Source organism: Paenibacillus sp. FSL L8-0436, from assembly GCF_038593025.1.
GTDB lineage: Bacteria > Bacillota > Bacilli > Paenibacillales > Paenibacillaceae > Paenibacillus_AQ.
Genome location: NZ_CP151955.1, coordinates 7,283,817 through 7,309,867, shown reverse-complemented (window position 1 = coordinate 7,309,867; position 26,051 = coordinate 7,283,817). Strand labels below are relative to the sequence as shown.

Below are 26,051 nucleotides of genomic sequence, written 5' to 3'. Positions count from 1 at the left end.
ATTATACAGCTTTCAGTTAACTCAAAGCCAATGTTTACAATTGCCCCTAACTTCACCCTGAAAAATCTCTTGACTTCCAGTTGACTCTAACTTGTAAGTTAACTTTACTAATTGATAAAGGGGTGTAACAATGAACAACGAATATTTCACGATTCAACAAGCATCGGAAGGTATCTGGGGTGCTATTTCGGTTCCAGGCAGCGGTTCTCTGGGGAATGCAGCAATTATTGATCTTGGGGATTTAACCGTTGTAGTGGATACAACCAACCTGCCGCATTCTGGTGCTTTGTTACGTCATACTGCTGAACAATTAACAAACAAACCGGTTAAATATGTAGTGAATACACATTTTCATGGAGATCATGTCAACGGCAATCAGGAATTTATGAAAAGCGAATTTATATCTACCGTTTGGACAAGAGATTTGCTTTCTGATATGGGTGAAGTGAATATTGATCTCATGCAGCAAAACATTCAAAAGTTAATAACTAGCCTAAATCATGTACGTTCAAAACAAAGAGATCCCCACATGCTAACTGAAATCGACTATGATCTTTCCGTACAGCGAGCCCTTTATGATGCCATCCCTTCCCTTTGCAGGGTGATACCCACGATAACTTTTGACGATAAACTCGTTATTCAAGGAACAAAACGAACAATCGAAGTTTTATCTTACGGAGGCGGTCATTCTTTAAGTGATGCTGTTGTGTACGTTCCAGAAGAGCAAACTTTGATCGCTGGTGATTTAATATCGACTAAGACCATTCCGGTCATACCATACGGTAATCCATACGCTTGGATACGCATCCTTAAACGCATTCAAAAAGACCTCAAGGTCGATACTGTCGTTCCGGGACACGGAGATGTATCTAATTCAGATCGAATCACGGATGTCATACGCTTTTTGGAGAAAACGATCACTTATGTTTCTGGAGCTGTAAAAAGCGGGAAATCAGAGTCTTACTGGCTGGGACAAGGGGTATTAAAAGGCTATGAGGATTGGCATCTGCCCCAGTATTTCAGATGGAACTTTCGCTGGCTCTTTAACAGTATGCTTGTTCAAAACAACAGATGAGACAACAAGCAACACTGTTTGCAAAATAAATATAGAAAAGAGGATAAGTATGAAGTATTCCTTATAAAGTTACGCGAAGAAAGCACCCATCGTGTGCCTTTCGATTTCGCTCAATAGATGATACGGTGAACCGTATCATAAGTGACGGCGAAAAATTGGGGTGTTGGGAGGGGGTAGAGGCTTGTGGGAGTGGTGGAGCCAAAGCTCCAGTGTTCGAGATAGAATAGAACTTAGAACAAAGGAATGGCTCCTTGAACTCCAATGGCTATTCGAACATCTACTGCTGAACCTCCTCCTTTAGAGGAGCCGTCTTAATAGCTTTCATCGCTTCCCTCAGTTGATCTATTTCTAGAAATCCTAACTCTTTCGCTTCCTCCACATGCTCCTCGCCTTTCGTAAGATCGCCTTTTTGGCTGTAGGCTAAAGCCATCAGACAATGAATCTCAACATCCTCTGGAAATAAAGTGATTTCTTGGGTTAAATTCTATGGACAATTCCGGTTTGTCCATTTCAAGGAACATGTACATTCCTTCATATAACAAATCCCTGCCTTTATCGTATACAAGCGCGTACCCTTCGCAGGATCCCATCTTCACGCCACCGATGTATTTGGAACGATCCGTTGCGGAGATCGTTCCTTCACCTGTTAACGTATCCTCCTGAAAATCGCCATTGTATTCCAGCCTATCGGTCTTCGGTACCGTCGCGAGTCTTGCGATGATGTCGATGCTGGCGTATCCAATGCGTAAGGACATACCGTTTCGTAATTTGTGGGCGTTTCTGGTATTCTTCGCGCTGTTGTTTGACGGGGGCTTGGTGCCGACTTATTTGACTTTAGAAAAATATTATATTTTTCCTACTCTTTATTTAAATAGTTTTCTGTATCTTGAGCTTGTGAGTTGCAAAGGAGGAAGCTATATATGAAAAAGAGTTTTTTTTCTAGGTCTGCCCGTTTGACTAACGGCGTGGAAATATTCTCCTAAGGGGTAATAAAGGGTAAGGAAGGAGGAGGTATTCATGCCTTCAACTAAAAACCGGATTACTCCGAAAAAAAGAATGTATTTCCATAGCGAACTGCGGCAATGTCCGCACTGCGGAACGAAATTGAAGCGGCACCATACCGCTTGGCATAAATACGTCAATACCCTGAACGGAATCTTCGATATCTGGAATATGGCATATGCCTGCCCGAATTTGGAGTGTCCGTATCCGGGATCCTATTTTCGATCCGCCGAGGCCGATGCGCTCGTGATGAAACATACTTCTTACGGATTCGATGTTCTTGCCCTCGTCGGAGAGCTTCGGTTCAAGCAGCATTACACACTTTCCGAACTGCACGAGGAGCTCAATCGACGGGGAGTCGTTACTTCCGAGCGGAATTGTGAACGACTGTACGAGCGATATCTGACGCTGCTTCGCGCATCGGTCACCGACCATCTCCGCGAAGTCTTGGCGGGAGTGGTTCAAGCACACGGCGGGTTACTGCTTTCCATGGACGGCGTTCAACCTGAGAAGGGAAATGAGACGTTATACGTCGTACGCGAAGGATTCAGCGGCAGCATTCTCGCTGCGCAAAACTTGAAAAGCGGAAGCGCGGAAGAGCTGAAACGTTTATTAGAGCCTGTGGAGAAGCTTGGGTTTCCGATTATTGGCCTGCTGAGTGACGGTCAGCACTCGATTCGTCTGGCGATGTCTAGCCTATGGCCGGAAGTGCCTTACCAATACTGTCAGTACCACTACCTCAAGGATATTGCCAAGCCCGTCATGGATCTGGACCGCAAGCTGAAGACGGGAATTAAGAAGAATTTGCGAGGCATTCGCTCGTTAGAGAAGAAGATCCAGTCCGATGATTCCGAAGAGGCTGCCATTGCCAAAGACTACCTGGCTGCGGTGCGCGCCGTTTTGCTCGAAGATGGGAATCCACCGCTCGATCTTCCGGGGATTCGGGTATACGAAGAAGCCTTAGCGATTCAAGGTTCGCTTCAACGAAGCGCTAAAAAAGGGGGTTCGCCTACAGTGAGAAACTCCTGAAGTTGTTTGAAACATGGGATAGCTTCCGCTCCTCATACCACAAAGTAAAGCATTGGCTGAAGCCTCTTCAAGATGCTGCCCATATTTTGAGTGCGCCCGCACCGCAAACCGCAGAATGTGTTCGTGTGCAAATGCAGTGGCTCCGCACCGAATTGAGACGGTCCTATACCCGAGAAGAAGACACCGAAATGGTCGAGAATTTTGAGCGATATAGCACCGGATTTTGGCAAGGATTGTTTGCGTGTTACGATACGCCGTACCTACCAAGGACAAATAATGACCATGAACGATTTTTCCGCCGGACCAAAACGCGTCACCGCCGAATGACGGGGCTGCGCAGTTGGAATCGCTACATCTGGCGAAATGGAGAATTTGTTGTTTGGGTCGAGGCCGTGGGAGTTGCCATGCCTGCGGGCTACAGCGAACACAATCTTGGCCTGGCTCTCGATATCGGGTCTACCAAAATGAAAATGGAACATGCAACCGAGGGGGAATGGTTGGAGGAAATTATTGGGAATACGGATTTATTTTGCGCTATCCAAAGGACAAGACAGAAATTACTGGCACCATATATGAACCCTGGCATTATCGTTACGTAGGGCTGCCGCATAGTGCGATTATCAAGAAGAACAACCTTTCACTGGAAGAATATCTGGCTTACCTGAGAGAGCAAAAACAGGTCGCTGTTCCTATCGATGGTGAAACCTGTGAAATCTACTATTACCCGATTTCCGCAGAGACAACAATTGATGTGCCAATCGATAAAAACTATCAGATTTCAGGTAACAATATGGGGGGAGTTATTGTAACCCTCTCCCCTTTTCTGGCGAGGGAGGCGAAAACTAACCGATGAGCGCGCCTATTGATAAGAAGTACGGCGGTCTGGACGGTTTCAGAATGATTGCCGCAATTCTCGTGATCACCAACCATACGTCGCCACTTCTGTCCTATGATGCGTTTGCTGACTTCGCCCTCACACGAATCGTTTCCAGGATGACGGTTCCGTTTTTCTTTATGTGCACGGGATATTTCTTCTTGCAAAAGATCGGCGCGGATAAAAGTAAGAATTTTGATATGCTGAAGAAGTTTTTAAAGAAGTTAGGAAAGTTATACGTGATTTCTATCATTTTATATATCCCAATAAATGTGTATGCTGGATATTTTACAAATCATTTTTCAGTTGTGACGATGGTTAAAGACATCTTTTTTAACGGAACGCTGTATCATCTGTGGTATTTTCCTGGCCTCATGCTAGGAGTCTGTATTTGTTACTTTCTCTATACGAGACTTTCTGCTATAGGAGCTTTCTTGATATCGTTGCTCCTGTATGGAATCGGGTTATTGGGTGACAGCTATTATGCATTTGCACAGATGAATCCGTCTATTGAAAGCATCTATCAAGCTATGTTTTCCTTGTTCGATTCCACGAGGAATGGTGTTTTTTTTGCCCCTGTGTTTGTTATGTTGGGAGGCCTGATTGCTACATATGGCAAACATGATCAGGGAAAGAAGATGTCGTACACGGATGGATTAGTCTTTTTCTTCTGCATGATGGTTACGGAAGGCTTGCTTGTACATGCATTTCATCTGTCCCGGAATGATAGTATGTATCTGTTGTCGATTCCGTGTGTGTATTTTCTGTTTCAACTCTTGCTTAGCTTTAGAATCGGAAGCAAGGCGTATCTGAGGACTCTGGGCATGTATGTCTATGTCCTACATCCGATGTGCATCGTCATCATCCGAGTCGTGGGGAAATTAACAGTGCTTACGCCGTTGATCGTTGGAAATAGCCTGATTCATTTCTTGCTGGTAACGTTGCTGTCATTTGTTGTCTCTGTAATCGTGATGAAAGTTGTAAGAAAGCTGAAAAAAGTGATCAGCGGCGCGCCAGCTTACCGTGGAGGGTAGTTATTTCAATTTTATATCAATTCAATCAACTGAATGTGAATCAATCAAAAAGTGAAAGATACCCCTTTTTAGGTATGTATTTGTGGACTGGAACGTAATAAAATGTCGAAGTAAGCAATGAGTATCTGAAAATGAAGAGGAAAGGAGTGACATATATGTTTCCACCAAGAAGCGGATTTAATGACAAAGGTCGCAGGGGACCGCTACAAATTGTAGTGAACCTACTTGTGAGCAGCGAGCAAGCGAGAACAGCGCCTGCGAAATAAGCATTCGGTATGGGAAGAGCTGCACCTAAGTCTTTGGACTTTCGGGCAGCTTTTTCTTGTGGGACAACATTCATCCTATAAGTAAGAAAAAGAACAGATCTACATAATGCAAGGAGTTGGAATTAATCAGATGAGCTATTACTTTCAAGTCTGCAGTTCAGAGAGCTATCAGGATAAATACATGATATTTCTATTGGAACATTACAATGAACTAAATCTGCCTTATCCTTTTTCAATCTCGCTGAGTTTTCTGGCAAGCTCTGTTCTAATGCAAAAAGAAGCTATCTTGTGTTTCAACGATGAGGATGAAGTTGTCGGGGCGATTGGTTACATTTGCGGGACTGCGGAGAACCAATACAAGGATACGCATGTGGCACAAATCCAGATTGTTTTCTTTGTAGAAACGTATCGCCGAAGCCGGCTGTTCCTAGAGAGTTTGCAATTTCTGGTGCAATATATATCACAACTACCTGAGCCTATTGTTGAGCTCCGTTTTTGGGTCCCGGTCCATCTCCGGCTGCAAAGACTTCTAGCCAAGCTTGCAGAGAAAACAGCGACATGGGATACAGCGCAAGGTTGGATTGATGAATATCATGCCGATTTCAAGGAATGGCAAGCATACGTAATGAAGTTCAGAAATGAAGCCTATTTTACTTCGTAGTGCTTGCTCTGTTGTGATCCTCGAGATAGCTAAGCTCACATGAACGAGTAGGAGGTGGGGCGGTTTATGCTTGCCCATTACCGGAATTGCCAAAATGATGAAGATTATGCGCAGTTTACTTTATATTTTATCCGAAACCGAAAAGATTTTAACCGCCAATTCTCACTTGCGGATGCACTTGTACATGTGTTGGAATCCATCCCCAACTCCCGCATTATATTAATAACGGACAAGATGGGGGCAATGATAGGTTGGGGGCATTATCGCTATCTCAATACTGAGAATGAACTTGATCCCAAAGGTGAAATCGTTTTTGTTAATTCTGTCATTGTCCACCCCTCCTATCGCAGCAGTCGCGTATTTATTCAGGGGTTCCGCTATTTGGTACAACAAATCATCGCAGAGAATTGTGGCGTTAACTATCTACAATTTTGCGCTCAGATCGACAACACTTATCTAAATCGACTGTACGCGAAGTTTTCCCGCGTTATTGGGCAAAGAGAAGGCTACCATGGAATTGAAAATGTCTATTCCTCGGATTTCGGACAGCTACTTCAGTATCTGAAGCTCAGTTCAAAAGGCGGAGATTGAAATGCATTATCTATATACAATAATTCGTTATTAGATTCCATATAAACTGCTTAGCTGCCAATTTTTATTTGGTTGTTTATTAATGGGAGTGGCTTATGCGGTAGCTGCACATTTAGGTCTGAAATATGTGGTCGATGCAGCGTTTACGCCAAAGGATGCTCGAGCTGGAGAGCTAACTGAAATATTGCCAGGTTACTATTATTACATCACTGATTACGGTCTTAACGAGAAGACGGGCAGGACACCACATACACTCTCCCCATTAAATCATTTCTACAATGCAGAACAGGACGGGGTGAAGCTGATGAAGTGGCTGGACGACGCCGTGAATAGGGATGAATATTACTCCGTGGGGCGGCATTTTGTAGCACAATAGTTGAACTATAGACAACTAGGCCGCCGAGTATTTCGACGACCTTCGGTGCATGTGTATGAAGGCTTGATTTAGCTATTAGATCGGGTAAAAGGTTGGCGGTCATGTGCCGCGGCGGATTTTTCGCCGATAGACCCGTTAAGCTGAACCGTATCATAAGTAGGGCGAACAATTTTATTGCGATTTCACTAATAGGTTTGGCTCTGCCCAACCTAAAATATCCACGACAGTAGCTTCATCTCTTCTGTACAATGAGGAAGTTAATCTGAAAGAAAAATGCTCAGTACCTTTTTTGGCTACAGGGATAATGGTCACAGGCGTACAACCTTCGTCATGGACATACGCATATAGCACTGCTATAATGGACATATGAACACATATGACAAAATATTGGCAGCTGCTCTTAAGGTACTCGAAGAGGAGGGCGGAGCCCAATTTTCGACGCGAGCCGTAACTTCGATCGCGCAGGTTACGGCTCCCACACTCTACCACCATTTCGGCAATGCCGATGGACTCCTGAGTGCAGCTATAGTGGAAGCGTTCAAACAGTTATTTGAAAGCAAGATTGCCGCAGTGGAGTCCACCATTCCAGAGATGGCTCTTCGTCAAGGATGGGATGACTATGTCCGCTTCGCGGCAGCCCGTCCTCGGATTTATGCGGCGATGATGGGGCGGTTGCTCGAGGGCGCCCATATCGAGGCGGCAGATCATTCGTACCAAGCACTAGTGCAAAATATTCAGGGAGTCGCCGCCCAAGGCAAACTGGCTGTGTCAGCCCAGGCTGCGGCAGATCTGGTATGGGCTTCCGCCAATACGGCCTCTTGGCTGTATGTGACGGCCCAGATTCGTAAGGCACCCCTACCCCAACCCGACGTCGTTGATCTCATTCGGGAAAGCGTAATGCAGATCATTTTGATCCAAAGGCCGGACGCCGATTCAAAATGAGGGATTCGATGACAGAGCCTGGAGACTTCAGGCAAAGCCCTGATTTAGAAGACGTATAAGAAAGATCGCCTATCCAACCTGGACCTCCAGGAGGATGGCGATCTTTTTATGTTTGGAGGATGCGAGCATTAGTTCTCTTGGATTTGTGTTGTGTGACAGGTGAAATGTGGCACGCTGAGTGCATCACGCAACGCCCGCCAAAACGATGTTCGGGCCGCAGGACAACACTTCGAAAAAAAATATAGCACCGCTATAGACAATTTTGTATAGCGGTGCTATAGTATTCATATAGCAGTGCTATACCGTGATCCATATCTTGTCAAACCTAGGAGGGTTACTATGTCATTCAAAACTCAAGAACTGGTCATCGTCACAGGTACGTCCAGCGGCATCGGTAGGGCTACCGCGGAGCAGCTGGCCGCTGAAGGATTTCACGTTTTGGCGGGGGTTCGTCGTCAGGAAGACGCCGACAAAATCAAACGCAAAAATATCGAGCCGGTGATCGTCGATGTTACCAATATCGACACACTAAAGGCGCTGGCCGAACGGGTGGAGAAAGATCCGCTTGGTCGCCCTTTGCGGGCAGTGGTCAACAATGCCGGCATCGCCGTTAATGCACCTCTTGAGATGGTTCCGCTCGATGAATTTCGCCGCCAGATCGAAGTCAGCGTGATCGGACAGGTCGCGGTTATTCAGGCGCTCACACCGGCCTTGCTGAACAGCGGAGGACGCGTAGTTAATATCGGCTCCGTTGGCGGCAAGGTCTCCATGCCTGGTTTCGGGATATATTCGGCAGCAAAGTTTGCCATGGAAGCAATCAATGACAGCCTCCGGAGGGAGATGGCCTCGTTTGGCCTCAAGGTGATCATGATCACTCCGGGTGGTGTCAGCACTGGCCTGTCGGAGCAAGGGATTACGACAGCGGAGCGGCTGGCCAAGTTGATGACGCCGGACCAGCACCGACGCCATGATCGTCTTTTTGACGCCGTGAAGGCTCAGGCTGAAACGTGGGCAAAGGACGGTATACGCCCTGAGAAAGTGGCAGCAGTGATTTCACGCGCAATCCACGAAAGAAAGCCACGCACCCGCTATACGGCCGGTCGTGATTCAGCACTGCTGACCCGACTGGTCCGTATTCTCCCAGACAAACTCCTCGACCGGATGCTCCGCAGCCAGATGAAACTGCAGTAACGGGCAGTTTCACGAAACCTCTTGGACAGAAAGCTAAAATGGGGGAATGAAATATGCCACAAAACAAGTTTGAACATGCCATTATTGTAGGTGGATCGTTAGGTGGTCTAATGATGGGGCTTGCGTTATCTCGTTCTGGTTACACAGTTACCATTCTTGAACGTGCAGATTCATCATTAAGAAATGGTGCTTTTATTCGTTTACAAACAAAGCCTTATAGTAATAGTGAAATTGAACGAGAATTAAGACACTTGGCATCCAATGGTAACAACAATGTTGAAGCCTGGTCAGCCATTCAAGAACGTTTGCGCAATGCGGTTGCTAAAGAACCTGGTATTACCCTTCAGCACAATACACGAATTGTTAGTGTTGGGCAAAATGAATCATCTGCTTGGGCTACCAGTGAAGAGGAGCAGACGTTTAAAGGTGACTTTTTGATTGGCGCAGATGGATATCGCAGTATTGTCCGCCGCTATTTAAACCCTGACAGACCATTTGCAGATTATGCTGGCTATCTGGTTTGGGTAGGGAAGGTGGACGAAGAACTGCTGCCAAAGAAAGACTGGAAAAAACGGCAACTTTCGAGTGCTTATTTCAACAATAGTGCTGCCGGTACATTGACAACTGCGGTGATGCCAGGTATAAAAGGGGGAACCAATCCTGGCCAGCGATGGATTGGTTTTTGCTGGTTTGATAATTCGCATAATCATTTGCTGTCTGAATTAGGTGTATTAAAGGGCGGGATTGCCCAGCATTCCTTATACGGTGAAGCTATTCCGGATTCGCTACTAGAAGAACTATCACAAACCAGCCAAGCAAATTGGAATAAAGAAGATGATGCAATTTTGCAAATCGCGATTAAGGACCGCAGTTTAATCGGGGCACCTGTTAACGAATACATCCCTAATATATTGTCAAAAGGAAGAATAGCCATGATCGGCGATGCAGCTCATACCATGTCACCAATGACTGGCGCAGGCTTTAATGACTCACTTGATGATACGGTTGCCATTATGGACTCCATTAAACAGTATCCGAATTCGATAACAAAAGCTTTGGGTGAATACCAAACACGTCGTTTAGATGTGGTTCGTCAAGATGTTCTTGGGGGCCAAGGCTTTAATCGTTCTTTTGGACGATTATAACAGTATTTAACTAAGCCATTGATACACTGGAATTTCAACGAAGTATTTATAAATTAGGAGGAATTAGCATGAACGATACAAAGAACCGTTACGTTACTGTACTCTGGGAGGCGAGAGCTAAGGCAGGGAGAGAAGCCGAGATGAAGGCATTCATGACTGCTGCTGTCACCCCGTCGCGCAACGACCTGGGCAACATTGACTACGAGGCTCACGAGGTAGAAGGCCAGCCTGGCACATTCATCATCTACGAGCGCTGGGAAAACCGGGATGCCCTCGATCGGCACCTGAGCGCCCCCCGGATGCAGAAACTGGTGCCCCAGCTCTTAGAACTGATGGAGGGATCCATTGAGGAAGGGATTCGACTCCTGCAGCCGTTCCGCCCAGCGCAGTAAAACGCAACACCGAGCGGAACTCATTAAGTTCTGCCGGAAAGCGTGAGAGATATTTTCGTGAGCGGTTAAAGACTTTAGTGGAGGAGGCAAAACGTTGGCAACGATCGATGATTTTGCAGCACTAGATATTCGTGTCGGAACAATTAAGGAAGCGGAGTTTTTTGAAGAAGCAAAGATCCCTGCGATAAAGCTTAAGATTGATTTTGGACCGGAGATCGGGATGAAATCCTCAAGTGCACAAATAACTAAGCGTTACAAGGTTGAGGAAATTGTAGGGAAGCAAATTATAGGAATCGTCAATTTCCCTCCTCGGCGCATTGCGGGATTCAAATCGGAAGTATTAGTTTTGGGAGGAGTCCCGGAAAAAGGAGATGTTATTCTATTAAAGCCGGATACTGAAATACCTAATGGTACTCCTATTGCGTAAAAATAAGACTCTAAAAGCGGCTCAACCTTAAAATCAGTGCTTGACGATTAGAGCAACAGGCGGTGCTGACTGCATTCCAGAAGAATGCTGTTTTTGTAGCGGTTACGATTGTAGCCCAACAAGGTGCCCAGACGTTTTCTGTTCTCACCATTTAGTGCATCCGCTGGAGGATTTAGCAAAAGATGTTGCGATTTCAAATGAGCTTTCGCCCATGATGATAACGTATGCTGAACGGTCTTGGTTTACTCACTACATTCTTGATGAAAGCGTAGAAGATTGGGGGGCTGGATCTCTTGAGGAATTGGTGAGCGTAAAATGCTGTGTGCCTGTCGTTTTACGAAATCTGAAGCAGGGGGATTGATCATGGGTGAAGTATCTGCAAGCAAAAATTTACCGGAAGGTTACAGACCCGTAGTGATTCCGAAAACTCTAAAAATGATTCATGGAGGTAGAATGATGAACGAACAACAGCAAGCCAAAGAAAGAAATTCGGAGGCCAGCCCGATCAAAAACAAAGTCGGAAGCATTTTTGTCCCCGTTAGGAATATTGAGAAGTCACGCAGTTGGTATTGTCAGGTTTTAGGACTGAATGAAGATGACTGCAATATCATGAACGGTCACTTATGTTCTTTGCCAATGGAAGGAACCGGGATTATTCTTGATACGATGCCAAAGTGGGGAGGCGACCAACCGGGAGGAGCTCCTTCTATCGAAACACCTGCCTTTATGTTAATGACAGAAGATCTAAGAAGCTCACTTGACTATATGAAGAAGATCGGTGTGGAACTCGTTACAGAAATTGAACACGATCATTGGTTCGTCGTGAAAGATCCAGACGGAAACAAGCTGATGATTTGTCGTGAATAGAGAAGATCTCAAGCACGATTGAACCAAATTGGATCTGGCTCGAGGCTTCTTTATCACCTGTCAATGATATTACAGGTGAGAGAGATAGCAGCATTTTAATAGTCTCCAGAGATATCAGCGAGAGAAAAAGGTACCTTGAAGAGTTGGAACATATGGCATATCATGATTATCTCACGCGGATTTACAATCGAAGGAAATTTCATGAACTGATTGAGTCGTCACTGCTCAAAGCAGGTCAAGAAAATAAAATCATCGCCCTATTAGTTATGGATATCGATATGCTTACACCAACTTCTTGACGCTACCTCACATCAACCGCTCCATTAATTAAAGGATGTACTTTGATGTCGTAGTCAACATTAATTTTCATATTTCCCCAATATTTCAACCATTGCTCTTCCGTTATTTGTTTAGAAAACGGCTTAAGCGAATGGGTTCCGACCTCTAAGGGATCCACTTTCCACCGTTGCATTCTTTTTAATAAATCTGACGTTTGTTCCTCAAGGTAGACCTCAATTTCATGAATTAAATGTTCCGATTGTTCTTCACTTTGAATATTCATTTCTCCCTGGTATTCCTCAATTCTTCCTTTCAATCCCACATGTATAGACAAGGATGAATAGTCCTTCGATAGTTTCATGCGAACATTGGATCGAATACGTCCTAAACTGATAGATAACTTTGGAATGGCCAAGACTTTTAGGAAATGATCGTTATCCAGAAGTTGAAAAATATTATCGTCCACGTCTTGAATGACCATTACTTCTTTATCGTTTTGGAAGAAGGCTGTTCCTACGTAATCGAAATTGTTCTTATCCGAATGAAAAACCGGCAGGATCGGATCCTTAAGAGGGGAATATACCTTCTTCATAAATTGATGAATATCGACGATGCTCATTTCACCTTGGTTATGCTTCTCGTAATGCTTTAACATCCGATAAAGAAAATAATCTTGGTTTTCTTGCTTCGTCAATTGATTTTTTATGTATTCATCAAAATCGCCTCTGACAATCAACAAATAGACACGCGCTGAAATATCGGGATCAACCAATATCGTATTGATCAGCTTTTCAATTCCTCCTTTTTTTGCCAGTTCCTCATTGATTAATAACATTCGCAGCTGCCCCTGCTTTAATTCCCGATAATAAATTAAATTAAACTCCCTGCCTCCCTGCTTTAACAGATCCACTTCCTTGGAGAGAAGACGTTTTTTTTCTTGGATGAGCGGCGGTACTAAAGTGCTGATTTTCAACTTTCCTTCCGTCCCCTCGTCAACCGACCAGAAAACTACCGGAGCGATCTCTTCGATCAAATTGTTCTCGACATATGGAGAAGAACAGCCGGCCATCCACATAAGACATACACTCGCTAATAAACTATAGTGCTTGTATGGTACCATGCCTACATACTCTCCTTTCGTTTAACTGCAGTGAAAAGGATCGCAGGAACAAGTAAATAAATGAATGCGCCGAGCCAGATTTGAATGTTCAGTAACATCTTTTGACCCGGAACCGTTTGCCATAACGATTGATCCATTATGATGATGCTTATCAAAATGACGAACCAACTCGACAATAATCCGATCCGAGTCGTGCGTTTGTTCATTTTTCTCATAAAGACTCTTCCGGCTCCATAAAAACACAACAGAAGAATTGAAATGTCAAACACATAATTAAACATATGGAAAGAGATAAGGATGTAATCGATTCGTTCTAAACCGCTCGTTTGAATGTAGCTACCCATATATCCTATCGGAAAATTGATCTTGCTTAAGAAGTTCGAACCGTAAAATAATACCGTAGCAATGAACAATAATGAATATTCCAGGATCGTCAGCATGTTTCCAATGACCAGATATTTCGATATTTTTTTATTGGAGCTTAACCATGGAACCATAAAGACCAAATATACTGGACCGGAAAATGCCGACCAAATAAACAACAAACCCTGCCATGATTGTCCTGACCATTCGGTGGGTATGAGAGGATACAAATCGCGGTAATTTGCAATCGACGGAAAGAAAAAAGGAATAAACACGATTACGATCCAAGCCCCGCAAAGAAAGGCGATGATGACAAAACGCAATGTGTTCTCCATTCCATGTGAAGCCACAAATAAGCTGATCAAAAGAATTATTAGGATCAGCCAATTTTTATTCATTGATGGATAAATAAAACTATGGAGCATTTCAACGTATCCCAGTGTGATGATTGAAATTTTTAACAATATTATCAAAAAACCAAGTATTGCGAAAACTTGAACCGCCCGTTTCCCGAAAAGCTGTAAAAATCCTTGATAGCCTTTCGCTGCATAACTGGAAGTAAACCATTTGGACATCATCATCAAATTAAGTTGGGACAGCAGCCCCATCACGACAATTCCCCAAACCATGTACGAATGAACCAAATAAACCGGCATGATTAAAATAAAATAATGCATTTGCATGCGATTCACTAAGAAAAGGAAATAGATGCCGCCAAGGGTGGAAGTTCGATTATATAAGGATAAACTCTTCACTTCTTCATCTCCTGTCGCCATTTCCGTAGTGGTTTTAGATATTTCGGACGCGTTTTCATCCAAATTAAAGGGCCGCGGATAAAGAGGTCGTTCCAATCCTTTCCATAAAAAGGAGCAATCGGCGCTAAATAAGGTTGACCTAATGACGTTAATGCATGGAGATGTGCAAGAATCCCGATTAGCCCGATCACGATTCCCGGCAACCCAAGAAACGATGCAAGGATAAGAAGAAGAATTTGTATCAGCACCATGGATTTTGTCACTTGATAATTGGGAACTAAAAAGAAAGCAATAGCGGATATACCCATCAAAACTATCAATACTTTACTTGCAAAGCCTGCTTCTACAGCCGCTTGTCCAATGACGATACCACCGATAACCCCTAACGTTTGACTGGTTTTGGTCGGCATTCGCAAACTTGCTTCTTTGATGATTTCCAGCGTTACGATCATGAATAATCCTTCTGCAAACGGAGTAAAGGGCAATTTGCTTCTCGATTCCAATAATACGAAAAGAATCGGCAGCGGAACCATTTGGTAATGAAATGTCGTTAACGCAACATAAAAAGGAATCATCGTCAAAGAAACAACAAAACTTCCGTACCGGATTAAACGTAAAAAACTGGCTACCGGCCAACGAAGGAAGTAGTCTTCCGGCGATTGGATTAGATGGAAAAAAGTAATGGGAGCAATTAAGGCAAACGGTGAATTTGCAACCAATAACGTCAGCTTTCCCTCACCTAAGGCGAAGGCACAGGCATCCGGCCGATCCGTTTGTAGAAACTGCGGAAAGACCGTATGGTTATGATCTTCAATAAAAGCTGCAAGCTGAGAGGAGTCTAAAAATTGATCGAAATCCACACTTTTAATTTTCTTTCTTGCAAGGGAAACAAATTCTGGATTAATTAATCCGTCTATGTACAGTAACACAACTTTTGTTTTACTCAGTGAACCGATAGTAAAGCTTTCCGTTTTTAATGTCGTTATAGGCAAACGTCTGCGCAACATTGTAATGTTTTTGTCTATTTGTTCACTGAAGCTGTCTTTCGCTCCATATATAACAGTTTCCGTTTGGGAAGGTTCAACTGCCCGACCAAGAGGGTTTTCCAGTTGGACGCCTAACCACTGATCGTTGACTGAATCGTTTAGAAGAACAAATCCTTGCATTATTTTTTGCTCAGCATCTTCGATCGATATAACATCCGAAACTTTGGCATTGGTTATGCATGAAGAAAGCGAATTGCCGGCAGAACGATCAAGTGGCTGAATAATCGTCTCGTTTAAACGCTCTTGATCGATTAACGTTTTTATGTATACAAGATAGACTGAGGCACTGGTACCCATTCTGTGCTCAACAATTTCGGCATCATCCATATGGTTTAATGTCTGTTTTAAATCATCAAGCCATGTGGACATTTGATGATTTTTCATTTGAGGGTCTTTTTTAACCATAGTCTTCTCCTCCATCATTAAAGTAATCATCTGGTATTATCTTGCTCTGTAATCGAAAAATTATACAACCGGCAATTTGTATTTCAAACCGTCCTGGGTGCATAATTCGTCTGCCGGTGCCAACTTTTGCAGCCTCCAGCTTTGTGGATAGCGCACCTGACCCTGAAACGTCTGCGAAGGAACGCTTTTAAGGCCCTTTTGAGGTCAGATGACGATGGTGTACTTGACGGGATGCTTTTGCTTCTGCGGTCTGAATATTTTTCAGATCGAGCTGAATTTGCTCTGGAATATGGTAGGGATGGTTTGCTTGATTTCGGGGGTGGCACATTCGGTCACGGCCATGGCGTAGTTTCTGACTCCGCTCTTGGCGTTCATCAAAAAATCCATTGCGATCACGTCATCGGTTAGCGTATGAAGCCCTGTCAAGTGTTCTATTATTGTGTTCATGTTTTTATCTCCTATAGGTTCACTTTAGACAGCACTCCACCGAGCTCCTGAAGCTGCTGAATGTTCCACGCTTGTTGTCCGAGGGCTGCGGTACATAACAATAAATTAATGGCTTCCATTTTCAAATTACATATTAAATACAGTATTTCATTGGCTTCCAAGTGGGTACAATTATGTCCAGGACATGAGCCTATTCAGTAAAAATTTTATCATAATTGCAATAATAGTAAGCCTTTTCTTTATTACACTTGTACTACCCATAACGGAGGAACTCTATTTTCGAGGATTTCTACTGGCACGTATGAAATGGATGGGCAAGTATAGTGTACTGGTCAATCTCGTATTATTTGCAGTTTATCATTTCTGGTCTCCTTGGCTTATAGTTTCAAGAATTGTGGCATTTTCACCATTATTTTATTTGGTATACAAAAAAGATTCTTTGAAATTGGGAATATTCGTACATTGCTTGGCTAACTTTACAGATGTAATAGCTTTAGTGATGTTATTGTGAACCGTACCGTAATCCCGTTGAAAAGGGAGCGGAGGTATTCAAGAACTTGCAAGGGACTTTTACAGGTCCTGGGTGGGTCTTTGGTATGGTCGAAACAAGCGGCCGGCTGAGACTATGCGACGATTTTTATCCGATATACGTTTGGGATGTTGTCATGGCGGGGGTGGCCGGGTAATAGACATGATTAGAACTTTCAAATTTGGCTGAATTTGGAGTAGGAGCCAAGGAAACGGAGGGAAAGATCATGGCGACACAGACAGTATCAGGCATCAGCCCGGTACAGGCCATTGCAGCTTACGGTGGCACACAAAGCGATGTCAGTTCCCTGGAGAAGCAGCGGAACCGGTTGCTGATGGAACTGGACAAGGTGAATGCAGCGCAGGGCGGAGAGATGCAGACGCCTTATCGCCGGGAGCAGCTGCAGCGGCAAATTCGATTGATGGAGGCCCAACTGGTGCAGAAAAGTGGGAGTAGCACCCCGGTCGATTTTGTACTGGCTCCTCCGCTTCAAGACCATCTCCCGCTCTGGCGGACTGAAGGAAAGGGAGGCCTCAAGGGCGTCGGTCTGACTGATCCCCGGACGGCGACGGTGAACTCAGAGGGCCATTTCAACGCGTTGATTTAGACAAAAAAGCGAAGGTGCGAAAAGCGTCCGGTGATGAACCGGCTTCTCGCACCTTCTTTTTTTAAAGAGGCGGCAGAACTCCAAGGTTAACTGATCTGGTTGTTATATAACCTCTACTGTACCAAACTATCCAATTCCGGCTGCAATTTGTTCCGCAGAACAAACAGCATGACGGCACCGACAAGGAATGCGGCGGCATCCGCAATGACAATCGACCAGACCACCCCGTGGAAGCCGTTCATTTGATTGGCGATATACAGCACAGGAATCAGCGTAACTCCTTGAATAATTGACATAATAAATGCGGCTGTTCCTTGTGCTGTTGCCTGGAAGACCCCAGTAAACAAAGTGGTCATTCCTGTAATGAACAAGGATAAGAACGTCACATGCAGAATGTAGCTGCCCATTTCAATTAATTGCGGGTCATTTGTAAATAGACCAATTAAATGGTCGGAAACTAAATAGACGATGATACCGAATACGGCTGCTAACCCCACAATCACTTTGATCGTAAATCCAATGGTATTCTTCATGCGCAATTTATCCGCTGTAAAAGAGAAGGCAATGAGCGGCACAACCCCCTCGCATAAGCCCATCAGAATAAACTCAGGAAATTGCAACAAACGTGTTGAAATTCCGTAAGCCGCTACGGCCGAGTCCCCGTATTCGACAAGAAAATGGTTGAAGATAAGCGACATTGCCCCCAAAAAGATGCTCATAATAAAGACGGGAACCCCGATTTTGAATACATTGCCCAGAATGTCTTTGGTAGCCTTGAACCATTTTACGGAGACAGTTAAAAATTGACTTTTATATCCCATATGGAAGGCGTAGTATACACTCGCAACCAAGTTAGAAATGACCGTAGCTGACGCAACGCCGATCACGTCCCAATGGAACACGAAGATGACGAGCGCATCGAGAATGATATTTACAACAACACTTAGAATCATACCGATCATCGACGTGATAGCTGCACCCTCCGAGCGCACGATATTCTCCAGTGTGAAAAATAACACGACGAACGGTGAACCGATAAGCATAACCGTGACATAGTCCTTCGTGAATCCGAAGGAGTCAGGCGTGGCCCCCAGGCCATGAACGATGGGATCGATCAACGGGAGACCTGCGGCCATCACGAGAAGACCGAGAACTAAGCTGCTGTAAAAAGCGAATGAAGACACATGCTTTACGTCATCATACTTTTTCTCTCCTAGCATACGGGAGATGTAGGTGCCGCTGCCCATGCCAATCAAGTTGCCCAGCGCCATAATGACTGCGAATAACGGCAAGGTTAGCGCGAGTGCGGTTAACATAGCAGTATTATGGAGTGTACCAAGGAAATAGGCATTCAAGATGGAGTATATGACATTCATTGATGTGCCTAACATCATCGGTATAGCGAAGTGAGCTACGGCCTTTGCGACCGGTGCTTTTTCAAAGTAATAAAGGTTTTCTTCATCCATATTGGATCACCACTTTCTTTATTTTATTCAATCTAACGGTGTTAGATTGAACCTTACAGTGTTAGATGATATCATGAACCTATAAACCTGTAAAGCATAAACTTACACTGTTAGATAAAGGGTGGATAACGATGAAAAAGCAGCAGCCTCAAATTTCGGAGGACAGGATTCTGGAAGCCTCGTGGGAGCTTCTTGGAGAGGAGGATATCGAGAAATTCAGCATGAGACGATTGGCCGACAGGCTGGGGATTCAGGCTCCCTCCCTGTACTGGTACTTCAAGAGCAAACAGGATCTTTACCAGCGCCTGGCCAATCAGGTATCGAAGGTGATTCTGGAGGAGTTCCACTCCGAGGGGGATTGGAAGGAGCAATTGACAGGGCTTGCGGTAACAGTACGGAGCGTGCTCAGCCGATATCCCTGCTCTACGCAGCTCATGATGATGACGCTGCCCCACGAACCGGACATCATCCGGTTCACCAACCGTATGCTGCTCTGCGTGGAGTCGACGCCGCTTACGCAAGCGCAGAAAATGCAAGTGATTACTACGCTTGTGAACTATGTCTACTACTTCGTCCTAGACGATTATCAGCATGAGCGCAATGTCTCCGCTATCCTTAAGGAGGACCCGGGAGCAGCTCCGGGTGAGGAGATGATTCGGCTTCTGGATTCCATGAGCGAGACGGATGCGGGACTGTTCCGCAGGATGTTTACGAACGGGCTATTCGAGCTAATGGGGACCGACGGGGCGTTTGAGTTCGGCCTGAAGCTGATTCTGCTCGGGATTGAGCAAGTGATAAAGGAGCAGGAGAAGTAGAATGTCATCTGGAAAGTTTGACATGCTGAAGGAGTTGCGTTCTGAACTAATCGGTTATTGTTATCGGATGATGGGGTCCATTTTTGAAGCGGAAGACGCGGTACAGGATACCATGCTCCGTGCTTGGCAGAACTGGGACCAGTATTGATTGAATTATGCCTACCAGCAAGAGGTTGCAGTCTTCTATGAACAGGATGCGGGGCAGGCGTTTACCGTTATGGAGCAGTGGCTCTTATCGAAAGGGAGCGAAGCGATTTCAGAAAATAACAGATGATCTGGGCCTCTATAAGAAGATAAAGCGGAGGATCTTCGCAAAGTAACCGTAGGCAGATTCTCGCCTTTGCTCGCTAAGCTGTGCAGCCCTGTGCCTGAGGTGGATCAGCTTGAGCAGAAGATCCGTAAAGTCTGTACCCGAATCGTTGAAGAGAGGGGATCCTCGTTATTTCCTTTGAATAAAGAAAATAATCTCAATATACAACTCTGTCATTTCTTTAGGGGTTTTATCTAAACCATTTCGAATCCATTGTTCAATTAATCCTAAAAAAGCAGAGGTTATAAAGGATAAAAAGTATTCCATTGGGACCTTTAAATTTGCATAGAAGCTTTCATGCTGTTCTAAATTAAAACGTACCTTTTCTGACAAGGCATCATTAAATCGAATGTGAAAACCCGCTCTACCATGATCGCTTAAAAATATCTTTAAAATTGGCTCATTGATTTCGATAAAACTGAACAATGAATCAGCTAATTGTTTTTGTTCTATATCGAACGTACGAGTAGGCAAATAGCGAGATTGTAATTCATCAATACGATTTCCTATACCTGAGAATAACTGCTCTTCCATTTGATCCAGTAAATCGAATTTATCTAAATAATGCAAATAAAATGTCCCGCGATTGATTTGTGCTATTTTCGTAATGTCCCCTATCGTAGTCGATTCAAATTTCTTTTTTTCTAAAACTTGGAGAAATGATTTTTGAATAAGATATTTTGTTTTTTGTTTCTTCTCTTTATATATACTCATTAAAAATCACCTTCTTCTTTAAATACAACAACTTCCCTACTTCTGTTTATTGCTTATGCTATTCCCAGATTATAAGATAATCACATGCTGAAAATCAACGTATTGAAAAATGAGAAGGATAAAGTTTATTGAAATTATTTATAGAAAAATTAGCATGGGCCGCTCCCGTTACTGTTATTTTAATCATCACTTTATTTGGTAAACTTACTCGTTCAAGGAGATCCAAAAGCAACAAACCTACCATGTGCGTGCTTCTTGGTTTCTAACAATTTGACAATTTCTGCAAACGATGATAAATAGTACTTCATGTTACCTCGAGAGAGACTAGATGGGAGTGAGGCATAATGAGAGGGAAGAAGTTCATGATGACGATCAGGAACAAAGTAATTCTAACGGTCGTCGTTACTGTAATCACCAGCCTTGTGATCGGAGGCGCTGGGATTTACAATTTGAAGCGGGTACAATCCTCGCTTGAGGAGAGTCTCAGTGTCAGGGCGGAAGTCATCGATATCATTCGTACAGCGGATGTCGACCTATATCAGATGCTGTTGGCAGAACGATCGCTGTACAGTTATGAACCAGGGTCGGAACAATTTTTGTTGCAACTGGAGGATTACGGAAAACAAAAGGAGTCGGCAAAGAAGAAACTTAATAAGTATAAGTCAATCGGAACTATTTTTGATAATGAGGAAAAGTTGATTCAAGACTACGAAGCAGCGGTTGTAGCGTATGAATCGGTCTCCAAGAAAGTGATTGACGGATTATCGTCAAAGGATTCAACTGTCCGTGAAAGGGCGAATCTTCTTTCTTATCAGGAGGGCAACGAAAAGTTTGACCAGATGGAAGACACGTTGGATCACATAGGCGATCTGTACTACGATGATAATCAAATCATGTTGGACAGCACACAAAAACAATACAGCTTCCTGCGGTTGATCAGTATCCTCTTAACATTTGCAGGCTTGATCGCTTCATCGTTGCTTGGTTATTTGATCATCCGATCCATCCATCATCCGATCCGTTATTTGCGCGGACGTGTCCGAGAGATGGCGGAGGGCAATCTGGCCGTCGATATACGTACCTTCTCCCAGGATGAGCTTGGGGAATTAACCGCTGATTTTAATATAATGGCATCTCATATGAAAGAACTCATTTCGATAGTAAGCCAATCGATTGGCGATGTAAATACTTCCGCTCATGAACTTACCTCTATTGCGGAACAAACAACGGCTACCGGCGAGGAAATGACATTGGGCATTAATGAAATTGCAATTGGTGCTTCCGAGCAGGCGTCTTTGGCAGAGACAACGAGCCGTGAAGCGATGGCGCTATCGGACACGATTGAAAAGGTAAATGTAAGGAACAAAAAAATGACCAGCTTGTCTTCGGAGGCGGAAATCGTCTTAAGAGGCGGCATGGATAAAGTAAAGAAATTGCAGGATCACAATCTCCAAACGACAGAAGCAAACCAACTGGTCGTACAACATATTGAAGGCCTGGCAGGACAGATGCTTACGATTTCCACAATCGTACAAACGATTAATGAAGTATCTGAGCAAACGAAGCTCCTCGCATTAAATGCGAGCATAGAAGCGGCGCGTGCCGGCGATTCCGGAAAAGGATTTGCAGTCGTCGCTACAGAGATTCGCAAGCTGTCGACCATGACTTATGACTCAACAGAGAGAATTAACACAACTATTGCACGCCTCAAGGAAGAAGTTTCTCAAACGTTGCAGGTCATGAATCAGACAGAGGTGGTTATCTCCGAACAATCTCTTATTGTTCAGGAGTCGGGAACGGTATTTGAATCGATTACGGATATGCTAAAGGAAATCATCTGCTCGATTCAAGAGATGGATGGGGATATAGGGCAGATGAATGTTAACAGGGAACAGGTGGTCTCATCCATTATCAAGATATCCGATGTAGCTCGAGATGCAGCGTCTGCCACAGAAGAGATCAGTTCGGCTTCTAACGATCAGAGTCAAGCGTATTCCCATCTGCATAGTGCAGCTGAACAATTGAAACAATCAAGCCAACAAGTGAGCGAAATGATCAGCAGGTTTCGAATTGTACAAGAATAATTAGTACTGAGAATAAGAAAAGGAGCTATCTGACTACGATTTGGACAAAAATTAATAATATACCACTCATTGCGTTAGCAGCAATCACTTCTCGGGTTAGCCGGGTGATTGCTGCTATTTTTTCTGCACTTTTATTGCTAATCAAAGTCGTCGATGTACAGAAGATTTTGTTATCTCAGGGGTTTATATAATAGAAGGAAGGCTCAATACTTTTGTTCTGCCTTATTTAGTTTGACTATTCCCAACCCCCATAATATTCTTAATTATGAAGCATATAGCAAGGCCAAAGCATGGCCGTGACCTGACCATTCAGAGGCGTATCCCCCCGGAAAGGGGAGAACTTCCTCTTTTTAACATTGTTTCATTAATAGTTTCAAAACTCTACTACGCTCTCTGCGCAGTTTCGCTGTTTAGAAAGGTTGGATTCAAATGCTGTTGACGACTGAGGACCAATTAGTCAACGAAATCGCGGACTGGCTGAAAAAGCATTTTTCGGCTGAGCTACTGTCCGCCGAGCGTGTTAGGCGTGGGCTATTGAACGAGAAGTGGATTGTCGAGACGAACAAGGGGTGGCTGTTCGCCAAAAGCTATCACCCTGAGCGGTTTAAGATGCATGATCCGGAGTTTCGCGGCAAGATTGAAAATGCGCTGCAACTGCAACTTCTTTTTTACCAGTCGGGAGGACCGTGTCCTGAGCCGCTGACTTTGGATGGGCGCTGCATGCACATCCTGCCGTGCGGAAGGTACATGACCGTCATGACGTGCTGTCCGGGCGCTATGGTGCCTGCTGGTATGATCGGTGAGCATAGGATGCACGCACTCGGACGTGCTGCCGCGGATATGCATACCGTCTGGGATTCCGCGATGGCATCAGGGCTCGGAGCAGCAGTGCCGCCGGAGGAACCGGTTTGGCGGTTGTCTCGCGGGGAGCTGGAGCGCACCTGGGAGGTAAGTTGGGAGGCGGCCCGTGACTCGTCTGAGCGTGTCCGGAACGCATTGCAATTACAGAAGACGATTGTTGATTCCCTTGGATATGATGACTTTAAGCCTCTGACTGCCGGCTGGGCCCATCTCGATCTGTGGGCAGACAATTTGCTTTTCGAAGGAGATGTTCTGGCAGCCATCGTTGATTTCGACCGGGCACGCTACTCGTTTCCGGCGCCGGACCTCGGGCGGGCTGTCCTTTCCGGCACGCTCAGCGAGCGCGGATTCCGCAAGGATGCAGTGGTCGCTTTCACTGAAGGCTACCGCAGTGTGCGGCGGCTACCGCCGGGCTCGCTTTTGAGGGCAATCAAATACGTCTGGTGTATCGAGTCGCTTTGGTGGATCCAGCCGTCGTTCGAATCGTCCAGCGTGGTCCCTGTACGTTTTGCCGAAGAAATGATCCACACTGCGGAGCGGTGGGAGCAACTCGACGCTCTTCTTGGGGACATCTAACTGGATGTACGCTAACCTAATGCACGGATACGGTAGTTGAATAAAGCGATTTTCGAAGAAAGGGGACTGATCAACAGGTCGCCTTGTCCCAAAAGAAAAACATTATACTTCGTCGTTCGAATCGTCCAGCGTAGTTCTTGTCCGCTCTGCCGACGCTTTTCTGTGTGATCTCCCCTGAAAATTTACTAAATCTTTAAACGTTCTTTAAAGGAACTTAGAAACTGCTGTTTATACTAAGTACATTCACCAAGAACACAACCAAAAAAATATTGGAGGGATGTACAATGAACAACAATCAGGATGGTAATAAGACAACGAAGAATGCAAGGAAAAAGTGGGTAGTGGGTACAGCGATAGCAGCAATATCATTAATGGCGATGGGAACCTCAGCGTTAGCTTCAACAGATAAGGCTGTTTTCAAAGATTTTTTCAATGGAAATACCGAAATTTCTAGGGAATCTGCGACTTTGATTAATCAGTCTAAAGTAACGGCAGGGATTAAAACAACGGTAGAAGAAAGCATTATTGGAGAAAATAGTGCGATGATCATCGTTTCTTTTGAGAACGAAGACGGCACGGTTTTCCCTCAAGATGCGGCCATTGCTACGCCTGAACTAAATTGGGCAAAGGATGCTAGTTACATGGTGGAGCAACGAGTGACAGAGGATGGTAAAAAGATCATCGCCATGTTTGATGTCGACACACCAAGTCCTTTGAAAGGAAAGAAAGTTACGATTAAGGCGGATGCAGTAGTGAATAATACAGGAGCTGTTATTGCTAAAGGTCCATTCCAAAATACATTTACAGCACAAGAGAGCAGTACATCGTACAATATCGGAATTGATCAGACCCTTTCACAGCAACAAGAAAAGCTGTCCATTCAAACCATTAATATTTCTACGATTGGGATTGGCATTGAAGGTAATCGTTTAGATGGGCAAACGGATCAATTACCGAAATATAACCCCAAAGTTAGCATATCGACGTCAGATGGCAAGGATACTGAACTTCATTTAGGCTCGGCAAGCACATTAGATCAAGGGTTTAAATGGAACTATAATTTAGACCAAGAGGGAAAAAAAGTCTTCTTAAATACAGCGAAGATCACAAGTATATCGATCGATGGTCATATCATTCCGGTTACTAAATAATGATGGATTGATAAAATGGGGCTGTTTCAATCAGTCCCATTTTTTCTTGTCAAAATTAATGAAAGACAGTCACCTAAATTAGGAGGAAATAACGTGGAACAATCCATTGTGTTTACGATTCAATCAACATATTTTCTGGTACCCTTATTCTTATTAGTTCTTCTGTATCTGATTGTAGGTGCTCCGTGGAAAGAAAGAAAACTAAATGTAGGCCAATATTTTATAGTAATAACGTTTAGTATTTACTTACTGTGTGTCATCCAGTTAGTGTTCTTCCCCATCGATGTGAATATTGGCAAATATGCTAATCTAACTCCTTGGTACAAAACGATTAATTTCATTCCAATATTAACGATCGACGTAAAAACCTTTGTATTAAATATCATAATGTTGATGCCTTTTGGTGTGTATCTGCCACTGCTCAATAGAAAGTTTGACTCCTTAAAAAACGTAGCTTATCACGGATTCTTTTTAAGTTTATTCATTGAGGTATTTCAGATGATGATTAGAATTATTTTTGGCAACGGCAGGAGCACAGATATTAATGATCTTATTGCCAATACTGTTGGAGCGATTTTGGGATATATAGTAATAAACGGACTATTAAAGAGAAGCAATGGGAATAATTTATTTAATAAGATAAGATTATGA

Annotated in this window: 26 protein-coding genes and 2 pseudogenes; 21 read left to right on the top strand and 7 right to left on the bottom strand. The window is 44.1% G+C overall.

All coding sequences use genetic code 11. The features are described 5' to 3' along the window. Positions 1–130: 130 nt before the first annotated feature. Positions 131–1,075 carry an MBL fold metallo-hydrolase gene (locus tag NSS79_RS33770; RefSeq protein ID WP_342437775.1) on the top strand — a complete coding sequence of 315 codons (945 nt, stop codon included), beginning with the start codon at positions 131–133 and terminating at the stop codon, positions 1,073–1,075. A 443-nt stretch (positions 1,076–1,518) separates the two neighbouring features. Here the strand turns inward: NSS79_RS33770 and NSS79_RS33765 are convergent, their stop codons facing one another. Beyond that, positions 1,519–1,830, bottom strand: a complete 312-nt coding sequence (locus NSS79_RS33765; protein ID WP_342437774.1) for a hypothetical protein — start codon at positions 1,828–1,830, stop codon at positions 1,519–1,521. Between the two features lie 262 nt (positions 1,831–2,092). On the opposite strand from NSS79_RS33765, the gene NSS79_RS33760 reads away from it, so the two are divergent. The 12 genes and pseudogenes from NSS79_RS33760 to NSS79_RS33705 all read left to right on the top strand — a co-directional run bounded on the left by NSS79_RS33760 (position 2,093) and on the right by NSS79_RS33705 (position 11,872). Then, positions 2,093–3,106: a transposase gene (locus NSS79_RS33760; protein ID WP_342437773.1), complete on the top strand. Its 1,014-nt coding sequence runs from the start codon at positions 2,093–2,095 to the stop codon at positions 3,104–3,106. Between the two features lie 401 nt (positions 3,107–3,507). Further along, positions 3,508–3,959 (top strand): annotated as a pseudogene (locus tag NSS79_RS33755) (M15 family metallopeptidase); the annotation flags it as partial. Continuing rightward, positions 3,956–5,014, top strand: coding sequence for an acyltransferase family protein (locus tag NSS79_RS33750; RefSeq protein ID WP_342437772.1), 1,059 nt, complete (start codon positions 3,956–3,958; stop codon positions 5,012–5,014). The pseudogene NSS79_RS33755 and the gene NSS79_RS33750, both read left to right, overlap by 4 nt. Positions 5,015–5,410: 396 nt before the next feature. Then, positions 5,411–5,941: a hypothetical protein gene (locus NSS79_RS33745; RefSeq protein WP_342437771.1), complete on the top strand. Its 531-nt coding sequence runs from the start codon at positions 5,411–5,413 to the stop codon at positions 5,939–5,941. Between the two features lie 66 nt (positions 5,942–6,007). Next, positions 6,008–6,532, top strand: coding sequence for a GNAT family N-acetyltransferase (locus NSS79_RS33740; RefSeq protein ID WP_342437770.1), 525 nt, complete (start codon positions 6,008–6,010; stop codon positions 6,530–6,532). A gap of 82 nt (positions 6,533–6,614) precedes the next feature. Next, positions 6,615–6,908, top strand: a complete 294-nt coding sequence (locus NSS79_RS33735; protein ID WP_342437769.1) for a hypothetical protein — start codon at positions 6,615–6,617, stop codon at positions 6,906–6,908. A 366-nt stretch (positions 6,909–7,274) separates the two neighbouring features. Continuing rightward, on the top strand, positions 7,275–7,850 hold the full coding sequence (locus NSS79_RS33730; protein WP_342437768.1) for a TetR/AcrR family transcriptional regulator: 576 nt from the start codon (positions 7,275–7,277) through the stop codon (positions 7,848–7,850). Positions 7,851–8,189: 339 nt separating this feature from the next. Further along, positions 8,190–9,041, top strand: coding sequence for an SDR family oxidoreductase (locus NSS79_RS33725; RefSeq protein ID WP_342437767.1), 852 nt, complete (start codon positions 8,190–8,192; stop codon positions 9,039–9,041). A 53-nt stretch (positions 9,042–9,094) separates the two neighbouring features. Next, complete coding sequence (locus tag NSS79_RS33720) at positions 9,095–10,186, top strand: FAD-dependent monooxygenase (protein ID WP_342437766.1); 1,092 nt, start codon at positions 9,095–9,097, stop codon at positions 10,184–10,186. A 68-nt stretch (positions 10,187–10,254) separates the two neighbouring features. Continuing rightward, the gene (locus NSS79_RS33715) at positions 10,255–10,578 is read left to right on the top strand and encodes a putative quinol monooxygenase (protein ID WP_342437765.1); all 324 of its coding nucleotides are present in this window, start codon (positions 10,255–10,257) and stop codon (positions 10,576–10,578) included. A gap of 94 nt (positions 10,579–10,672) precedes the next feature. Beyond that, positions 10,673–11,005, top strand: a complete 333-nt coding sequence (gene csaA, locus NSS79_RS33710) for a chaperone CsaA (RefSeq protein WP_063211748.1) — start codon at positions 10,673–10,675, stop codon at positions 11,003–11,005. A 456-nt stretch (positions 11,006–11,461) separates the two neighbouring features. Beyond that, complete coding sequence (locus NSS79_RS33705) at positions 11,462–11,872, top strand: VOC family protein (protein WP_342440492.1); 411 nt, start codon at positions 11,462–11,464, stop codon at positions 11,870–11,872. Positions 11,873–12,173: 301 nt separating this feature from the next. On the opposite strand, the gene NSS79_RS33700 is transcribed toward NSS79_RS33705, so the two are convergent. The 4 genes and pseudogenes from NSS79_RS33700 to NSS79_RS33685 all read right to left on the bottom strand — a co-directional run bounded on the left by NSS79_RS33700 (position 12,174) and on the right by NSS79_RS33685 (position 16,287). Further along, a complete protein-coding gene (locus NSS79_RS33700) occupies positions 12,174–13,271 on the bottom strand; it encodes a Ger(x)C family spore germination C-terminal domain-containing protein (protein WP_342437764.1) in 1,098 nt (365 codons plus the stop codon). A 2-nt stretch (positions 13,272–13,273) separates the two neighbouring features. Beyond that, positions 13,274–14,389, bottom strand: a complete 1,116-nt coding sequence (locus NSS79_RS33695; RefSeq protein ID WP_342437763.1) for a GerAB/ArcD/ProY family transporter — start codon at positions 14,387–14,389, stop codon at positions 13,274–13,276. Continuing rightward, positions 14,386–15,840: a spore germination protein gene (locus NSS79_RS33690; protein WP_342437762.1), complete on the bottom strand. Its 1,455-nt coding sequence runs from the start codon at positions 15,838–15,840 to the stop codon at positions 14,386–14,388. The genes NSS79_RS33695 and NSS79_RS33690 overlap by 4 nt, the downstream gene beginning before the upstream one ends. Positions 15,841–16,027: 187 nt before the next feature. Continuing rightward, positions 16,028–16,287 (bottom strand): annotated as a pseudogene (locus NSS79_RS33685) (spore coat protein). 184 nt (positions 16,288–16,471) lie between these two features. Here NSS79_RS33685 and NSS79_RS33680 point away from each other — a divergent pair. Both NSS79_RS33680 and NSS79_RS33675 read left to right on the top strand, forming a co-directional pair. After that, positions 16,472–16,798, top strand: a complete 327-nt coding sequence (locus NSS79_RS33680) for a CPBP family intramembrane glutamic endopeptidase (protein ID WP_342437761.1) — start codon at positions 16,472–16,474, stop codon at positions 16,796–16,798. A gap of 244 nt (positions 16,799–17,042) precedes the next feature. Then, positions 17,043–17,423: a hypothetical protein gene (locus NSS79_RS33675; protein ID WP_342437760.1), complete on the top strand. Its 381-nt coding sequence runs from the start codon at positions 17,043–17,045 to the stop codon at positions 17,421–17,423. 113 nt (positions 17,424–17,536) lie between these two features. On the opposite strand, the gene NSS79_RS33670 is transcribed toward NSS79_RS33675, so the two are convergent. Then, positions 17,537–18,889: an MATE family efflux transporter gene (locus NSS79_RS33670; protein WP_342437759.1), complete on the bottom strand. Its 1,353-nt coding sequence runs from the start codon at positions 18,887–18,889 to the stop codon at positions 17,537–17,539. 131 nt (positions 18,890–19,020) lie between these two features. On the opposite strand from NSS79_RS33670, the gene NSS79_RS33665 reads away from it, so the two are divergent. Together NSS79_RS33665 and NSS79_RS33660 are read left to right on the top strand one after the other, a co-directional pair. Beyond that, positions 19,021–19,704, top strand: coding sequence for a TetR/AcrR family transcriptional regulator C-terminal domain-containing protein (locus NSS79_RS33665; protein WP_038598134.1), 684 nt, complete (start codon positions 19,021–19,023; stop codon positions 19,702–19,704). Position 19,705: 1 nt separating this feature from the next. Next, entirely contained in the window at positions 19,706–19,852 is a 147-nt protein-coding gene (locus NSS79_RS33660; protein WP_342437758.1) for a sigma factor, read from the top strand. 291 nt (positions 19,853–20,143) lie between these two features. Here the strand turns inward: NSS79_RS33660 and NSS79_RS33655 are convergent, their stop codons facing one another. After that, positions 20,144–20,728, bottom strand: a complete 585-nt coding sequence (locus NSS79_RS33655; protein WP_342437757.1) for a TetR/AcrR family transcriptional regulator C-terminal domain-containing protein — start codon at positions 20,726–20,728, stop codon at positions 20,144–20,146. 344 nt (positions 20,729–21,072) lie between these two features. Between NSS79_RS33655 and NSS79_RS33650 the strand changes: the two genes are divergently transcribed. From NSS79_RS33650 to NSS79_RS33635, 4 genes are all read left to right on the top strand, one after another. Then, the gene (locus NSS79_RS33650) at positions 21,073–22,812 is read left to right on the top strand and encodes a methyl-accepting chemotaxis protein (RefSeq protein ID WP_342437756.1); all 1,740 of its coding nucleotides are present in this window, start codon (positions 21,073–21,075) and stop codon (positions 22,810–22,812) included. Between the two features lie 429 nt (positions 22,813–23,241). Beyond that, the gene (locus NSS79_RS33645) at positions 23,242–24,249 is read left to right on the top strand and encodes a phosphotransferase (protein WP_342437755.1); all 1,008 of its coding nucleotides are present in this window, start codon (positions 23,242–23,244) and stop codon (positions 24,247–24,249) included. Between the two features lie 284 nt (positions 24,250–24,533). Then, positions 24,534–25,400, top strand: a complete 867-nt coding sequence (locus NSS79_RS33640; RefSeq protein ID WP_342437754.1) for a hypothetical protein — start codon at positions 24,534–24,536, stop codon at positions 25,398–25,400. Positions 25,401–25,493: 93 nt separating this feature from the next. After that, positions 25,494–26,051 carry a VanZ family protein gene (locus tag NSS79_RS33635; protein WP_076111793.1) on the top strand — a complete coding sequence of 186 codons (558 nt, stop codon included), beginning with the start codon at positions 25,494–25,496 and terminating at the stop codon, positions 26,049–26,051.

Excerpts from the sequence above, each read along its gene's own strand:
- NSS79_RS33725 (WP_342437767.1), top strand. The coding sequence starts at position 8,190 with ATGTCATTCAAAACTCAAGAACTGGTCATCGTCACAGGTACGTCCAGC.
- NSS79_RS33675 (WP_342437760.1), top strand. The coding sequence starts at position 17,043 with ATGGCGACACAGACAGTATCAGGCATCAGCCCGGTACAGGCCATTGCA.
- NSS79_RS33655 (WP_342437757.1), bottom strand. The coding sequence starts at position 20,728 with ATGAGTATATATAAAGAGAAGAAACAAAAAACAAAATATCTTATTCAA.
- NSS79_RS33770 (WP_342437775.1), top strand. The coding sequence starts at position 131 with ATGAACAACGAATATTTCACGATTCAACAAGCATCGGAAGGTATCTGG.
- NSS79_RS33745 (WP_342437771.1), top strand. The coding sequence starts at position 5,411 with ATGAGCTATTACTTTCAAGTCTGCAGTTCAGAGAGCTATCAGGATAAA.
- NSS79_RS33750 (WP_342437772.1), top strand. The coding sequence starts at position 3,956 with ATGAGCGCGCCTATTGATAAGAAGTACGGCGGTCTGGACGGTTTCAGA.
- NSS79_RS33705 (WP_342440492.1), top strand. The coding sequence starts at position 11,462 with ATGAACGAACAACAGCAAGCCAAAGAAAGAAATTCGGAGGCCAGCCCG.
- NSS79_RS33660 (WP_342437758.1), top strand. The coding sequence starts at position 19,706 with ATGTCATCTGGAAAGTTTGACATGCTGAAGGAGTTGCGTTCTGAACTA.
- NSS79_RS33665 (WP_038598134.1), top strand. The coding sequence starts at position 19,021 with ATGAAAAAGCAGCAGCCTCAAATTTCGGAGGACAGGATTCTGGAAGCC.
- NSS79_RS33650 (WP_342437756.1), top strand. The coding sequence starts at position 21,073 with ATGAGAGGGAAGAAGTTCATGATGACGATCAGGAACAAAGTAATTCTA.
- NSS79_RS33735 (WP_342437769.1), top strand. The coding sequence starts at position 6,615 with ATGGGAGTGGCTTATGCGGTAGCTGCACATTTAGGTCTGAAATATGTG.
- NSS79_RS33690 (WP_342437762.1), bottom strand. The coding sequence starts at position 15,840 with ATGGTTAAAAAAGACCCTCAAATGAAAAATCATCAAATGTCCACATGG.
- NSS79_RS33715 (WP_342437765.1), top strand. The coding sequence starts at position 10,255 with ATGAACGATACAAAGAACCGTTACGTTACTGTACTCTGGGAGGCGAGA.
- NSS79_RS33760 (WP_342437773.1), top strand. The coding sequence starts at position 2,093 with ATGCCTTCAACTAAAAACCGGATTACTCCGAAAAAAAGAATGTATTTC.
- NSS79_RS33730 (WP_342437768.1), top strand. The coding sequence starts at position 7,275 with ATGAACACATATGACAAAATATTGGCAGCTGCTCTTAAGGTACTCGAA.
- NSS79_RS33740 (WP_342437770.1), top strand. The coding sequence starts at position 6,008 with ATGCTTGCCCATTACCGGAATTGCCAAAATGATGAAGATTATGCGCAG.
- NSS79_RS33720 (WP_342437766.1), top strand. The coding sequence starts at position 9,095 with ATGCCACAAAACAAGTTTGAACATGCCATTATTGTAGGTGGATCGTTA.
- NSS79_RS33645 (WP_342437755.1), top strand. The coding sequence starts at position 23,242 with ATGCTGTTGACGACTGAGGACCAATTAGTCAACGAAATCGCGGACTGG.
- NSS79_RS33680 (WP_342437761.1), top strand. The coding sequence starts at position 16,472 with ATGAGCCTATTCAGTAAAAATTTTATCATAATTGCAATAATAGTAAGC.
- NSS79_RS33670 (WP_342437759.1), bottom strand. The coding sequence starts at position 18,889 with ATGGATGAAGAAAACCTTTATTACTTTGAAAAAGCACCGGTCGCAAAG.
- NSS79_RS33640 (WP_342437754.1), top strand. The coding sequence starts at position 24,534 with ATGAACAACAATCAGGATGGTAATAAGACAACGAAGAATGCAAGGAAA.
- NSS79_RS33765 (WP_342437774.1), bottom strand. The coding sequence starts at position 1,830 with ATGTCCTTACGCATTGGATACGCCAGCATCGACATCATCGCAAGACTC.
- NSS79_RS33700 (WP_342437764.1), bottom strand. The coding sequence starts at position 13,271 with ATGGTACCATACAAGCACTATAGTTTATTAGCGAGTGTATGTCTTATG.